The organism is Staphylococcus sp. HL28, from assembly GCF_021117155.1.
In the GTDB taxonomy this organism is placed as follows: Bacteria; Bacillota; Bacilli; order Staphylococcales; family Staphylococcaceae; genus Staphylococcus; species Staphylococcus warneri.
Genome location: NZ_CP088218.1, coordinates 252,670 through 268,703, shown reverse-complemented (window position 1 = coordinate 268,703; position 16,034 = coordinate 252,670). Strand labels below are relative to the sequence as shown.

The window sequence follows — 16,034 nt, the reverse complement described above, 5'->3', positions numbered from 1 at the left end:
CAAATTTTCAAATTTCTTCTAAAATCATTTCACTAGTCTAGTGGAATCTCATACCACCATCAACGATAATTGTTTGTCCTGTAATATAATCTGAATCACTGCTAGCTAAGAAACTAACAACATTCGCAACATCTTCTGGTTTAGATAAACGTTTTAAAGTAATTTGATCTGTAAATTGTTTCCACCCCCATTCTTCAGGTTGATTATTTTCTTTAGCTAATTTAATAGCGATACCTTCCATCATTGGTGTTTCAACAATACCTGGTGCAAATGCATTTACTGTTATACCTTTATCAGCTAAATCACGCGCAGCTACTTGTGTTAAACCTCTAACTGCAAATTTCGAACTACAGTATAGTGATAATCCTTTATTACCTTCTACACCTGCTTGAGACGTTGCATTTATAATCTTTCCGCCGTGACCTAACGTTTCAAATTGTTCGAGTGCTGCTTGAATACCCCAGAATACACCACCGACATTCACACCAATAACTTGATTGAATTGCTCAGTTGTTACAGTATCTATAGGTGTCATTGGGCCTAACCCAGCATTATTCACTACTACATTTAATTCTCCAAAGTGTTTAACTACTTGACTAAAAACATGAAAGACTTCATCACGATTAGCGACATCAGCTTTAAATGCGATAGCTTCTTGGTCTTTACCCTTTAATGTGGCAGCCGCTTCTTTCGCACCTTGTTCATTATAATCCACCAACACAACATTAAAGCCATCATTAAATAGTCTTTTGGCTATTTCAAAACCAATACCTTGTGCTGCTCCTGTTACTATAGCCACTTTATTTTGATGTGTCATTCTACACACGCTCCTTAAATATATTCACTTATTATAATATCACTGAAGAATATATTTTTTGTGTATAACTCGTGTCTTAATGCATCTTACATAAAAAAATCTAGCACTTAAGGGATGCATATTATGCCCTAAGTGCTAGAAACTCATTCATTTTATTCAGTTACATTACTTTCATCAACTTTGGATGAAACTTTTCTCATCAATGGATCTGTGATTGGTTTTAAAATAACCCCAACTATGATAAATCCTAATCCAAATAATGCTAAGATAATCACTTTCGTAATTAATATTTCTGGAACAATACCCCCTACCGTTTCACGTAAAGCATCAATCGCATACGTAAATGGTAAATACGGTGATATCGTTTGGAAGAACTTAGGCGTTGTTTGAATTGGGAAGGTACCGCCACCACCAGCGATTTGTAATACTAAGAAAATAATCGCAATCGCTTTACCAGGGTTTCCTAATAACGATACGCAAGTATAAATAATTGAGTTAAATACTAGTGAGCAGAATACCGCTATCGTCACAAATAATACTGGCGACTCGACTGCTGCTTTTAATATAACTAAGTCTCCAATTGATACAATTAATGATTGTACAATTCCTAATAGGAAGAAGAAACCTGCTTTCCCCAGGAAGATTTCTCTTGGACTTAGAATTGGTTTTAATGACTGATGTTTGTTATCTACGGATAATAAACTAACCATTAACAATCCACCTACCCAAATAGATAAGGCTGTATAAAATGGTGTCATTCCTGAACCATAATCTTTAACAGGGAACACATCGGTGGTCTTTTTATTTATTGGATGTGCAATGACATCAGCTTGCTTTTTCAAATCATTTTTCAATACATCGATTAAATTATCTACGGCATCATCTTTATCTAATTGTTTAAATATTTTATTGGCTTTCTTCAGATCTTTCTCAACACCTGGTAATTTATTTTCTGAGAAATCCGCTAAGTTAGACAAGGCTTCTTTAGCTCTTGGTTGGTTCTCATCTAATAAATTCACCGCATTATCATATTTACTAAATAACGATGGTAAATTATCATTAACTGCTTGAGTAGCATTCGCTAGGCGTTGTTCTAAGCCAGGTAAATCATTACGCACAAAGTCTGATGCTTTAGCTACATCTTTCTTCACTGTAGGGAAGTAATCTTGTGCTGTTTTCATTGCGTTAATATACGTTTGTTCTATACCAGGTAATGCTGTTTGAATACGATCAATACGCTTTTTACCACTATCTAATATACTTTGCCCTGACTGAATCACTTGATTAATTGAATTTAATTTAGATTGAACAGTTGATAATGCTTGTTGACCTGATGCCAATTGCGACGTAATATCATTCGAAATGTTTAATAAACTTTGATTTAATTCTTTCTTAACATACGTACGGAATTGACTTAACGTCTTATTCGTATCACTGATTTTGTTCAATACGTTAATCGCTTCTGATTTACCAGAACTACCGTTTGATAAAGCATCAATTAATTGGTTGGTTGTTTTTAACTGATCATTGAGTTGATTATTAGCTGTTTTTATTTGCTTAATTTCTTTTGATAAATCAACATCTTCATTTTTTTCAAGCTCTGATAATATATCTATAAATTGTTGATTATATTTCGTAGCATTTTCTAAACGAGATGATACATTCTCTAACGGCTCTTTAAACTCAGTCGGTTTGTCTGATGCTAATATACCGTATGATATATGTTTCAATGCATCCATATCTTTTTGAGATGCTTTGGCCTGAACATCACTTAAATTAGAAAGTGATAATAATGATTCGGTCAATGCTATATTCATTGATTTAACATCATTTGAACTTACCAGCTCGTTTGACTGGTTATTATCTTTATTACCTGAAGTACTTAACGATTGTGTCTTGATTCCAGTTTGATAACTATGTCCTTCATCACGTTGTTGACTATGAGCACTTTGTTGACTCGTACCTGATTGTTGACGTAAATCTTGGTTAACATCATTATTTACATTTTGGGCACGTCCTGCTGCATCTTGATAATCACCAACTCGATTTTGAACTTGTGTTAAAAATCCTTTAGCATCTGTGAGTTGGTCATTCGCAGCATCAATACCTTGCCCCGCTAAAGAGACACCTCTATTGATTTTAGGAAATTGTGCTGATACATCATTAGCTGCTACATTTAGTACTCTTTCAATATCAGGCATATAATTATTCAACGCAATTATTAATTTAGCCTTTTCATTTAATGCTGGTATTGATGAATTAACTTGATTTAATCTCTCTTGTGCATCTAAAATATCACCTTTATAATTACCTAAATTTCTAAATTGATTCGCATAGCGATCAAGGTCATCTTGGTGTTCATTTAAATAGATGACTTTATTTTTAAACTTATTAATTTCTGGCAGAGAATTATTTGCTGCATAGACGGCATTTTTGATTTTATTAATTGTTGGCACTTCATCTTCAATTTTTAGACCTACTTTATTCGCCTCTGAAAGTAATGCTTTCGTCACGGTTTGATTAAATTGTTCATTTGCTTTTTCTACCACTAATGAAGAACCTGTATCCGTTAATTTCGCAGCAACAGCATTAATTTTCTGATTGACTTTGAAATCGACATCCGCTTTTTCAGGATGTTTCCTTAATGTTCCCGTAATTTGATGTGTAAACTTGCTCGGTATGTATATGCCTGCATAATATTTCCCCATTTTAATTTCATGATCTGCTTTTTCACGGCTGACAAATTGCCAATCAAAGCTATCATTTTTCTTTAGGGTTTGTACCATCTTATTACCTACATTAATCTCTTTCCCTCTAACTTTGTCACCTTTATCTTCATTGACAATCGCTACTTTAATATGACCTGTATTTCCGTATGGATCCCACATTGCCCATAAGTTAAACCATGCATAGAATGAGGGTAATATGGCTAATCCCGCTAATATGATCCAAACTGCTGGTGTTTTAGCAATTTTCTTTAAATCTGTTTTAAACAGCTTTAGTGCGTTTTTCATTGTCACACTCCTAAAAACGATTGATAAACTTTCCTATCTATATTTATATCGCCATCATATTTATACTTATTTTACCAAATGTTAGATTACATTTTTCTAAAAACAATTTATTTTTCTGATAAAGGTTAGTATAATTAATTTTACTAGATTAATTCAATTCGTTGATATGTATCAACTATAAATGTCATAAGTTAAATTATAACAAATGTCCAATAAGTATCTCAATCATTTTTCAAATTTTTAAGGGAGCTAATCATAGATGTCTAAAGAAAAATTCTTAATATATTTACTTACAACTACATTAATTGTGCCATCTTTCTCAACAGCACCCATAGCTAATGCTGCAGATGACCACTCAACAACACCATCTTCATCACAACAGCGTGACACTCAAGGTGACAATGATTCAACAAACATTGATGATAAAAGTACTAAAGACACACAAGAAGATAATGAAATTAACACATCAGAACACAAACATGAAAAAACGAGGCAATCATCACACCAAGACACTAAAAAGGAAAAACAAGACAAAGCGCACCAACAAAAGCATCACGGAACACAAACATCTGTAACAGATGATAATTATAAACAGTCACATCAATCAACTAATTTAATTAATCAATTTTATGATGGATTATCCACGCATCAATCTGACTTTAATCGATTATGGTCTCCAGACCAATATGACAATAGCTTTAGTTTAACGACGTTAATTCAAAACCTATTTCATTTTAACTCCGATATTTCAGACTACCAACAACCTTCTCATGAAGAAGATGATACAAATACAACGTCTGAAAATAAACAGAATGATGATAATGATACGATGACTGATAAAGATCAAAATACAGACAATAACGATAGCTCGGAAAATCATACCCAACAAGATGAATCTAATAATGATGACCAATCTATAAATAGTAACGATAAGGAAAATAGTGACCTATCAGACCAAGATCATCATTCACAAAGTGATAAAGTTCAAGATCATGAACAAAGCGACAACAATCAACAAGACCATTCTTCAAATCAATCGAATGGTTCGAACAAGAATGACAAGTCATCATCTAATCAAAGCATTTCCGACTCAGCCATCGATTCTATTTTAGATGAGTATAGTGAAGATGCAACGAAGACGCAAAAGCAATATCAAACATCTAAAGATAAACACACTCAAGATGATAAACAACAAGATACAAAGCAAAACAATACAAAACAGCAAGACGTCAATCCTCAACTTCCAACACCAGATGAATTAAAACATAAAACAAAGCCCGCACAATCATTTGAAGGTGATTTTAAACAATCAAATACACGTGCCACTGGATTGTTTCAACAATTACCTAAAATAGAAGATGGGACTTTAACAGATGGCGATATCAATATCGTTGATAGTAAAAGCACGAGAGATTTTATTAAATCGATTGCCAAAGATGCACATCAAATAGGTCAAAAAGAAGACCTCTATGCCTCAGTGATGATGGCACAAGCTATATTAGAGTCCGATTCTGGTAATAGTGCTTTAGCACAAAAACCTAATTTTAATCTATTTGGCATTAAAGGAACTTATCAAGGACAGTCTGTTTCATTTAACACTTTAGAAGCTGATAGTACAAATAACATGTTTAATATTACAGCTGGTTTCCGTAAGTATCCTGATACAAAAGCCTCACTCGAAGATTACGCACGTTTAATTAAAAAAGGTATAGATGGTAATCCTAACATTTACCGTCCAACATGGAAGAGCGAAGCGTCTACTTACCAGTCAGCAACTTCTCATTTATCACGTACTTATGCGACTGATCCTAATTATGCTAAGAAATTAAATAGTATTATAAAACATTATCATTTAACTGATTTTGATAAGAAAGAAATGCCAAGTTTGGATAAATATAATCATACGATTCATAGCGATGATCAATCACAATCAAGTTTCAAACCGTTCGAAGAAAACCAAGGAAGTTCAAGCTATCCACAAGGACAATGTACATGGTACGTGGATCAGCGTATGAAACAATTTGGTCAATATATTCATAGTAATTTAGGCGATGCACATCATTGGAATAATCGCGCAGCACGGGAAGGTTATCAAGTATCTTCAACACCTAAAAAACATACAGCAGTCGTTTTTGAAGCTGGTCAATTAGGTGCGGATACACAATATGGTCACGTTGCATTCGTAGAAAAAGTTAACGCTGATGGTTCAATTATCATTTCAGAATCAAATGTGAAAGGCTTAGGCGTTATCTCATATAGAACGATTGATGCTGATGATGCATCACAATTGGATTATATAACGGGTAAATAAATCACTCGGATTACACCATTAAAAAGAGCGAGACAAAGTTAACTTTGTCTCGCTTGTTTTAATTTATTTTGATCTTTTACGTTGGCTAAACCAGATAATACTACCACCAATAATGGCTATAACTAATGCGATAGGCATCCAATGTTGCTTAACTGCCTGACCTGCATCAGGTAATGATAGATTACCATCATCATTAAACAATCCATCTAGGAATCCATCATTAGAACCAAGCGTTAGGCCTTTTTCAGGTGTTGGCGTTGGAATATCAGGAATACTATCCAATAGACTACCACCAGAATTAAGTTGATCTAATAAACGAGAGCCTTGATTTGAATGTTGATTCATTCTATCAAAAATGCTTGGTCTATTTTTGATCGGAGAAACAATATTGTCTAAATCTTTCTTAGCACTGTCCATCTTATGTTGCAGTTGCAATAAATCATTAGCCTTACCGTTAATTGCAGACTTGATTAAATCTAAAGCACTTGCTTTATCACTTTGTATACGATTAATGATATCTGCTAGCACTTTTGCTTTTCCTTGTTCAATTCTCGTTGCTAATATAGTTTCAATCGCTTGTCGTTTATCTTTTGCATTATTTAATACATCATTTAAAATGTCATCTGCGCTCACATGTCCTTGTTTATCAATGTGTCGTTTGAGTTGCTCTACAATTTGTTGGTTTGATAACTGTCCATTAGCTAATTGTTTCGCAATACGTTGTGCTTCCTTATCCCCTAATCGTGTAGCAAGGAGTTGTTTAATTAATTGTTGCTTATCTTCAGATTGATCTAACATTGATTTTAAAATATTGTCTGACGAAGTATGTGCAAGCCCATCCAACTGTTTATCAATTTGATTGGCAATTTGTTGATCTGTCTTACCTTCCGTATTTACGTGTTTCATTGCCTGTTTCGCTTCATTTTGACTCATCACTGTATCCAAAATGGATTGAGCCGCTTTATTTTTATCTTTAGATTGTTGCAACTGATTAAGTATTAAATCATGTTGTTGATTCATACGTTGTTCTGTTTGACGAATGTCTTGTTTTAAAGCCTGTTTACGTTGATTGTTAAAATCGCTTTGTTGATTGACATCCTTTTCTAATGCCTTAAGTGTATCTCTTTTATCATTAATGTATTGATTGTCATTCATTTTATTAGAAGCTAATTGACTAGAAATCGCTTGATCTATTTTGTCGCTACCCTCTAACTCTTTTGTAATCTTGCCTACGTGTCCATCTTGTTTATGATCTGATTGTTTCACATCCGCTTCATCTGCAATGTGTTTCAAATCATCTATTGTTTCTTGTTCTTTGGCGTTAGAATGTGGCAGTTCTTTAGTAGTAGCTTGTGATTGATCTTTAGAATCTTGTTGTGCATCTTGACGTTGATTAGATGATGAATCGGAGCGCTTTTGTTTTTGTGTCGTATCGGCAGCTTCATCTAATGTTGTATCTTGTTTTATTTTATCTAAATCATCCAACACTGACGTTTGTTGCGTATCATGTGACTGACCTTGGTCCTGTGACTGACTCGTTTCCCCATCTTTTTGTTGATGGTTATCAACATTTTCTGAAGATAAATCCAAATCCGCTAAAATTTTGTCTAGGTCTTTTGTAACATCTTCATTATCTTTCACATTTCCATTATTTTTTTCATCAGAGGCAGCTTTATCTGAATCTGTTGAATGCTGCGCTTCTTTGTTTAATGATTTCAATTTGCGGTCTTCTTTTTTAGCATCTTCAATTATCTTATCCAATGTTGCATTATCAGATACATCATCTAGTTGTTTATAGTAATCCTGTCTTGAATCTTCTTTTAAATGCGTAAGTCGATCAATGTCATCTTTAGCGTCATCTATTTTATCTTGAAATGACTCATCTTTAGATTCAGATGTATGATGTGAAGTTGAAGTTTCTTTAGCTTGTACTGTCATATCAATAGCAGAACCATAACCTATCATTGATCCACTGATTAAAAGCGCTGAACAAGATAATTTCAAACACATGCTGACTTTGTCGAATTGTTTATCTTTCATGTTTTCAATCTCCTTTAATCAATTGCCGTTTTAAAATTCATCTCCATTATATAACAAAGTACTATAAAATTACACTTCGCATTTTAAATATAAGCTATTTAGTCTATCAGTAAAATGAAATAAACAAATAATTTGTAACTATATGTATATCCCTTTATAATTCAATCAAGTTAAATTAGTTAAAATCATAATATGATTTAACTTAATTTTATATTAAAAGGAGTTTTTAAAATGGCAGAATCAATTTATTCAACTACAATGATAAGTAATGGTGGTCGTGATGGTCGCGTATTTAGTCCAGATAATACGTTTGTTCAAAATTTAGCAACACCGAAAGAAATGGGCGGTCAAGGTGGTAATGATACTAACCCTGAACAATTATTTGCAGCAGGTTATAGTGCATGCTTTAACAGTGCATTATCATTAATTTTATCTCGACATAAAGTTAATGACGCAAACCCTGAAGTTGAAATCACTATTGAATTAGTGAAAGATACTACCGATAATGGTTTCAAATTAGCAGCAGACATTGAAGTTACGTTAGAAAATGTATCTCAGGAAGATGCTGAACAATATGTAGAACAAGCGCATCAATTCTGTCCATATTCTAAAGCAACGCGTGGTAATATTGACGTTAACTTAAAAGCTAACGCACAATAATGGTATTCAATTATTAAACCCTTGCGTTTGATTAATGAACAGCTCCTAAATACCTATTAAGTGGTGGTGAGTATTTAACTCTCCCCACTTTTTTTATATAAATTTTTATGTACCGATACACCAATGGGGATTCATGCCATCCTCATCCCTATTTTGATGTTTTTTATTAAATTAGTTTATTTAGCTCATTATTTAACTGAATAAAGGGAATATAACTTATACTAAGCACTTTTTAATTATTTCTTTTCATCTTAAGTTAGCTCATGTTTCATACTGTAAGGAGGCATCCACATGGCTTTATCCATCATACTTATAATTTTAGGCTCTATTTTAATCATTATTTCCAAAATCGTGATGTATGCTAACGAAAAACGCCATGAATTAAAAGAGAAATTTTATTTACCTGGTTTATGCTTAGTATTGATAGGTATTTTAATTCTCATTGGACATTTTGTCACAAGTTAACAGTTGCTATCACTACTCATAAATCACACTTCTGAGTTATCTTTTCAATAAAATGTCCAACAATTCTTACAATCTGTTTCATTTTTCAACGACTCAATAAAATTAATGGTGTTTCAAGCAGTTGAATCTTGTTAAATTAATAACTGTAACTTTAAAACACCATAGATTTATCTCAATTGAATTGAGTCCAACTTCATAGTTCCGTCACAAGTTAACTAATAAAAAACAAATAGGAGGAAATGTCTTGGCAAAACTTTTATACAAATTAGGCAAATTCATTGCTGAGCACAAATGGGTTAGTATCATTGCGTGGCTTTTGATTCTAGGCGTTATCATTACACCATTATTGATTAGCGCCCCTAAATTTGATAGCAATATTACAATGAATGGTCTTAAATCATTAGATACAAATGACAAGATGTCAAAAGAGTTCCATCAAGATAGTGAGAAAGCATCGATGAAAATTGTAATACATTCTGATAAAAAGGATGGCATTACAGATAAAGACACTAAGAAGGACATTGAAAAAGCACTTGATAACATTAAACAAGATGATGATTACGTACAAAATGTAAGTAATCCATATGAAACAAATCAAGTCAATGATGATAAAGATACTGCAATTGCGACAGTCAATTATGTAGTTAACCAGACATCATTAAAAGATTCATCTAAGAAAATTATCGATCGCGAAATGAAAGATGTGAAAGATAACCACAATGTTCAAATTGAACAAGCACAAGGTGGTAGCGGTGGTTCTGAACCAGGTGGTAACTCAGAATTAGTTGGTATTGTCACTGCATTTATCATCTTATTAATTACATTTGGTTCATTAATCGCAGCAGGTATGCCAATTGTCAGTGCCCTCATGGGACTTGGTTCAAGTATTGGTATCATTGCATTATTAACAAAAGTATTTGATATTCCAAACTTCACATTAACACTAGCCGTAATGATTGGATTAGCTGTTGGTATCGACTATTCTCTATTCATCTTATTTAGATACAAAGAAATTAGGAAAAAAGGTACCCCACCTGTTGAATCGATTGCCTTAGCTGTTGGTACAGCAGGAAGCGCAGTTATATTCGCCGGCTTAACAGTTATGATTGCCGTTTGTGGTCTTTCATTAGTAGGTATTGATTTCTTAGCCGTTATGGGATTCGCTTCTGCAATTAGTGTTTTATTCGCGGTACTTGCCGCTTTAACATTATTACCTGCATTGATCAGTGTTTTCCATAAACGTATTAAAATCAAAGACAAACCAGAAAAAAGTAAAGACCCTAAAAATCATCCATGGGCTAAATTTGTAGTTGGTAAACCAGTACTAGCTATTATTATTAGTTTAATTATTTTAATCGCAGCTATCATACCAATTTCTGGAATGCGTTTAGGTATGCCAGATGATAGCTTAAAACCTAACGATTCATCCGCACATAAAGCGTATAACTTAGTTACTGACAACTTTGGTGCCGGATATAACGGTCAAATTGCAATGCTTGTAAATACTAAAGATGGTGGCAGTAAAAAAGACATTGAATCTGATTTAAATAGTATGAGAAAAGATCTTAAAGATATGGATAATGTCGATACTGTCGAAAAACCTCAATTAAATGATAATAATCATTATGCATTAATCTCTATCATTCCTGAAGATGGACCTAATGCGCAATCAACAAGCAATTTAGTTTATGATTTACGTGATTACAATAAACAAGCCAAAGAAAAATACGACTTTAATACAGAAGTAACAGGCCAAAGCGTAATCAACATCGATATGGCTGAAAAATTAAATAATGCTATTCCAGTATTTGCTGGTGTTATCGTATTATTAGCATTTGTATTATTAGTATTTGTATTCCGTTCAATCCTTGTTCCATTAAAAGCCGTTCTCGGTTTCGTATTATCATTAATGGCTACACTCGGATTCACAACCTTAGTCATGCAAGATGGCTTCCTTGGTGGTCTATTCGGCGTAGAAAACACTGGTCCACTATTAGCATTCTTACCAGTTATTACAATCGGTTTACTATTTGGTCTAGCCATTGACTACGAACTATTCTTAATGACGCGTGTACATGAAGAATATAGTAAAACTGGTGACAATGATCACTCTATTAGAGTAGGTATTAAAGAAAGTGGCCCTGTTATTGTAGCAGCTGCATTGATTATGTTCAGTGTGTTTATCGCCTTTGTATTCCAAGACGATATGCAAATCAAATCAATGGGTATCTCTCTAGCATTTGGTGTACTATTTGATGCCTTTGTCGTACGTATGACATTAATTCCAGCATTAACGAAATTATTTGGTAAAGGATCATGGTACTTACCTAAATGGTTAGGCAGCATCCTCCCAGAATTAGATATCGAAGGTAAAGCATTAGAACAAGATTCACATCAAGTTGAATCTCATGCATCTACCAATGAAGATCGTCATGGTGCTTACGCTACTGATCGTCGTGAAAGAGATGACAGAGACTTTGAAAGTGAACACCCTTCCCGTTTAGATCGTCAATATCATCGCGATGAAGATGAACGACGTTATCAAGATGATACACATCGTTCAACTTACACAAGCGAATCACACGTATCACGATTTGCATCTAATGAACCAAACGACGATGTAGATTATGAATCTTTATATAATAAACAAGGTAATGGTCACGATAATTATCCAAGACGTGACGACAGATTAGACGACCATTCTGAGCGCAGTCATTCATACGCACGTCGCTCTCAATCTCGTCCACAAAGTAACGAAGCACGTACAACTGATTTATTCAAACAGTTATCAAATCAAACGAATGATCAAGACATGCTATTTAATGCATTAATGTTATATGCAAGAGAAAATAGTAAAGATGTATACGATCAATATTCAAATCATACTGACAACAAACATCGTACCGATTTCAATCATGACGATGACAGATATTAATTTTAAAAAGGAGGATATGCTGAATGTTTAAAACAAGAGGTTTCAAACTGTTAGGCCTGTTTGCCACTATTGCCTTAGCCATCGTGCTAAGTGCATGTGGTAACGGTGGCGGAAGTTCATCAAAAGATGACAATACTTCCATAGGCAATAAAGAAATCGAATTACCATATATTGCTAGTGATAACTCAGCGCCACGTACATTAGTCATAGCTGAAGTACTTAAAAAAGCTGGTTATGACGTTACAACTACACCTGTACAAGCAAGCGGTCCATTATATGCATCTGTAGCTGAAAATCCAGATTCATTCCATGCGTCAGGTATTTTCCCATCTACAGATAAAAGTTACTATAATAAATACAAAAGTAAATTATCCGTTTACGACAAAAAGAACCTTGTCGATGATGTTAAAGTAGGCTTAGCCGTACCAAAATATGAACAAAATATCGACTCAATTGCGGACTTAAAGGATAGCAAGAAGTTCGATAAAGAAATTCAAGGTACAGACGCTAGAAATGGTGTCATGAAACAAACTAAAAGTGAACTTGATGAAGATAATCTAGACGGTTATAGTCTTAAAGAATCTTCTGACCAAGATCAATTTAAAGCAGTACAAAAAGCTTATAAACAACAACAACCAATCCTATTTACAGCAATGGATTCTAGTTGGTTCTCTAAAGAATTAGGCGTTAAAATGTTAAAAGACCCTGACAAAATTTATGGTAAAGAAGATCAACATATTAACTTAGTATTTAATAAAGAATTCAAAGCCAATCATCCAGCAGCATACACAATTGCAACACGTATGTCAGATGACTGGAGTAAAAAAGATGAAGATCAATTAGCTAAGAAAATCTTCAAAGACCAGAAAAATCCAGAACAAGTTGCCAAAGACTATGTTGATGACAACGATAATAAAGTAGATGAATGGTTAGAAGGTATTGATCATTAATTCTTCTAGTAAAATCTAATAACTCCGAGTAACAATCATGTAAGCAGGACTTGAGCTATCTATTCTCAAGTCCTGCTTTTTTTGTGTTGTCTCCGCAATCCACTAATGTGTATTTCATGTAAAAAGCATTTATATTTGGTAAAATAACAACGTCTATGATAAATTATCTATCAATCTTATCTTAATAAAATGACTATTCGGGGAGTCCTGCTTATGACGACATCTACACAAAAACGTATGATAAAACATATTAATCAAACAGTTTTTGAATTATTAAATGACTATCACTTTGATGAAATCACTGTTCAAAAAATATGTGATGCTGCTGAAATTAATCGCAGTACATTTTATCGATATTTCCAAGATAAATACGACTTACTATATTCATTAACAGAATATATGAAGGAAGCACTCGATTTAGATTCTTTACATCAGCACGGTCCAACAGATGCATTAGAATCATTTATCTCTTTCATCAATACACATAAACCAGTATTTAAACATTTACTTGTTGCATCAAGACAAGACGATGTCTTTCATAGTTTGACTCAATTCTGTAGTGAGAATATATTAGAAGGTGCTGAGTGTAATAACGATTTATTAGCACATAAAATTATGAAAAGCGATCATCCACAATTAATTGCTGATTTTTATAGTAGTGGTCTTATTGAAATTATACGAAGATGGGTTGAGAATAATTATAATTACTCAGAAGAAGAAATATTATCCGCATTGCATGTTACTCTCGATTTCACCCGTCCTACAGATCATGTATCTACCAACTAGGTATTTAATGAGTGATGACAACAGGACATTTTAATCATTGCGAATTTTTCACTTTGACAGCTAGTGATAAAATTGTTATTTTAAACTAGAATGACTATTCTATTTTTAAATGAGTGATGATAATGTCAAAGAAAAAGCAAGATTTATTAGAAGTAGCAGAACGCTTATTTTACGAACATGGCTTTCGTGGTGTCGGATTAAAGCAAATTATTCAAGAAGCCAATGTAGCTACTATGACACTCTATAACCATTTCGACTCTAAAGAAAAACTAGTCGAAGCCGTACTTCAACAACGAGAAATGCGTTATTGGCAATACTTAGAAGACGGTGTTCATCAATCTCCACAACAACCATTCATTGCTGCAGTAGATGCACACTGTAAGTGGTTGAAGGATTATTCGTACACTGGTGATATGTTTATTCGTGCGATTGAAGACTATAGCGATACCGATAATAATATCGAAGCTATCGCACGTGGACATAAAGAACGATTATTAACTTATCTTGAAAATTTAGCCAACCGTTCTAATTTTAAAAACGGACGCGATTTAGCTATTAGATATACCTTGCTAATGGAAGGTACAACCTCTATGACTACCCTTTTAGGTGTCGATGAAGCAACCAAGCATGCACGCTACGTTGCCCACCTATTTATCGACGAAGCAACTAAATATAATTAAACCAACGATGAGATTGATAACTAAATCAATCTCTCTCATTTTTAAACTAAAATAGAATGAACGTTCTATATAAAAAGGAGTTGTTACTATATGAATTTCTATAAATTAGTTTTTCCTGGCATTGCCATGATTGCTACCATTTATGGCTTAGGTCGATTTAGCTTTGGTCTATTTCTTCCCGATATATCTAATGATTTAAAACTTAGTGCTTCTAGTGCAGGACTCATTTCATCTTTATTCTATTTGTCATATTGTTTTACTATCGTCTATGCAACATTAAGAACTGCCAAAACGGGGCCAAAATACATGATTATGTTAGCTAGTGTGTTAGTCATATTAGGTTTATTTATGATAAGCATTTCACCTAATGCCTTAACACTGTCATTAGGTGTCTTACTCGCTGGCGCAAGTTCTGGATTAATCTCTCCACCTTATGGTTACGCCATTTCTTTATGGATTAAATGGGAACAACAAGGTAAGGCCAATACTTGGATTAATTCGGGTACAAGTTTAGGCTTAGTATTCACTGGTATCACTGCAATGTTAGTATTTATTGATTGGCGAACAACATATTTAATCTATGGTGTGATCGCCATACTCATTACTGTTTGGAATTTTTTCGTTATTCCATCTTTAAAACATAGTTTAAAAATCTATCCAGGTTCTTTAAATATTTTAGATATTAGTGCAAGTAAAAGAATCATTATGGCTTCCACAATATTAGGTTTTTCAACTGCACCATTTTGGACTTTCTCTAAATCATATGTCCAACAAACAGACCATTATTCTCCAATCGCTTTATCAATTTTTTGGATTCTAATCGGTGTAGCTGGTATTTTTGGTGGGATTTCTGGCCATATCATTGATCAATATGGTATTCAATTCGCCTACTTTTTTGGCGTTATCTTAATGTCAGTTGCTTCTATTCTCTTAGCCTTAACACCTATCGTGTGGATAGTACCTTTCCTTTCATCATTGATCTTTGGTGTGAGTTATATTTTCATTACAGGTGTGCTACTCGTTTGGGGTGTGAAGATATTTGTGAAGAACGCCTCATTAGGAATCGGAATACCCTTTTTAATGTTAGCCGTTGGGCAAGTGCTAGGATCTATGGTAGCAGGACCATTTATTGAAGATTTAGGTTATACACTGACTTTTGTTATATACGGTTTAATAGGTTTAGTCGCTTTAATACTATTTCCAAAAGTTGATGTACAACCTCCAAAAGTAAACATTGATGGCGACTATACAGAACTACAAAAAGTGAATAAAGATTTACTATAGATATCAGGATTTCAAAATCCGATATTGAATGTCCAAATTAAAATAGCCAGTTAATGGGGTTCTAACACCGCATTAACTGGCTATTTTTCTAT

Annotated in this window: 11 protein-coding genes; 8 read left to right on the top strand and 3 right to left on the bottom strand. The window is 33.6% G+C overall.

The window, feature by feature from the left end; translation table 11 throughout:
- Positions 1 to 37 precede the first annotated feature (37 nt).
- Both LPC11_RS01205 and LPC11_RS01200 read right to left on the bottom strand, forming a co-directional pair.
- Complete coding sequence (locus LPC11_RS01205; RefSeq protein WP_023374240.1) at positions 38 to 817, bottom strand: (S)-acetoin forming diacetyl reductase; 780 nt, start codon at positions 815 to 817, stop codon at positions 38 to 40.
- 152 nt (positions 818 to 969) lie between these two features.
- Positions 970 to 3,831: a YhgE/Pip domain-containing protein gene (locus tag LPC11_RS01200; protein ID WP_023374241.1), complete on the bottom strand. Its 2,862-nt coding sequence runs from the start codon at positions 3,829 to 3,831 to the stop codon at positions 970 to 972.
- Between the two features lie 259 nt (positions 3,832 to 4,090).
- Between LPC11_RS01200 and LPC11_RS01195 the strand changes: the two genes are divergently transcribed.
- Positions 4,091 to 6,142: an amidase domain-containing protein gene (locus LPC11_RS01195; protein WP_231307310.1), complete on the top strand. Its 2,052-nt coding sequence runs from the start codon at positions 4,091 to 4,093 to the stop codon at positions 6,140 to 6,142.
- Between the two features lie 63 nt (positions 6,143 to 6,205).
- Here LPC11_RS01195 and LPC11_RS01190 read toward each other — a convergent pair whose 3' ends face one another.
- Positions 6,206 to 8,182: a cell wall anchor protein gene (locus LPC11_RS01190; protein ID WP_231307309.1), complete on the bottom strand. Its 1,977-nt coding sequence runs from the start codon at positions 8,180 to 8,182 to the stop codon at positions 6,206 to 6,208.
- Between the two features lie 231 nt (positions 8,183 to 8,413).
- On the opposite strand from LPC11_RS01190, the gene LPC11_RS01185 reads away from it, so the two are divergent.
- The 7 genes from LPC11_RS01185 to LPC11_RS01155 all read left to right on the top strand — a co-directional run bounded on the left by LPC11_RS01185 (position 8,414) and on the right by LPC11_RS01155 (position 15,942).
- Complete coding sequence (locus tag LPC11_RS01185; RefSeq protein WP_023374244.1) at positions 8,414 to 8,842, top strand: organic hydroperoxide resistance protein; 429 nt, start codon at positions 8,414 to 8,416, stop codon at positions 8,840 to 8,842.
- Between the two features lie 291 nt (positions 8,843 to 9,133).
- Entirely contained in the window at positions 9,134 to 9,307 is a 174-nt protein-coding gene (locus LPC11_RS01180) for a hypothetical protein (RefSeq protein ID WP_023374245.1), read from the top strand.
- Positions 9,308 to 9,551: 244 nt separating this feature from the next.
- Positions 9,552 to 12,242: an MMPL family transporter gene (locus LPC11_RS01175; protein WP_104681511.1), complete on the top strand. Its 2,691-nt coding sequence runs from the start codon at positions 9,552 to 9,554 to the stop codon at positions 12,240 to 12,242.
- A gap of 23 nt (positions 12,243 to 12,265) precedes the next feature.
- The gene (locus tag LPC11_RS01170) at positions 12,266 to 13,192 is read left to right on the top strand and encodes a glycine betaine ABC transporter substrate-binding protein (protein ID WP_023374247.1); all 927 of its coding nucleotides are present in this window, start codon (positions 12,266 to 12,268) and stop codon (positions 13,190 to 13,192) included.
- A gap of 213 nt (positions 13,193 to 13,405) precedes the next feature.
- Positions 13,406 to 13,978 (top strand): TetR/AcrR family transcriptional regulator, encoded by a 573-nt coding sequence (locus tag LPC11_RS01165; RefSeq protein WP_231307308.1) that lies wholly within the window; start codon positions 13,406 to 13,408, stop codon positions 13,976 to 13,978.
- Positions 13,979 to 14,100: 122 nt separating this feature from the next.
- Positions 14,101 to 14,658 carry a TetR/AcrR family transcriptional regulator gene (locus LPC11_RS01160; RefSeq protein ID WP_002467434.1) on the top strand — a complete coding sequence of 186 codons (558 nt, stop codon included), beginning with the start codon at positions 14,101 to 14,103 and terminating at the stop codon, positions 14,656 to 14,658.
- 90 nt (positions 14,659 to 14,748) lie between these two features.
- Entirely contained in the window at positions 14,749 to 15,942 is a 1,194-nt protein-coding gene (locus LPC11_RS01155) for an MFS transporter (protein WP_107566267.1), read from the top strand.
- The last annotated feature ends 92 nt before the right edge of the window (positions 15,943 to 16,034 follow it).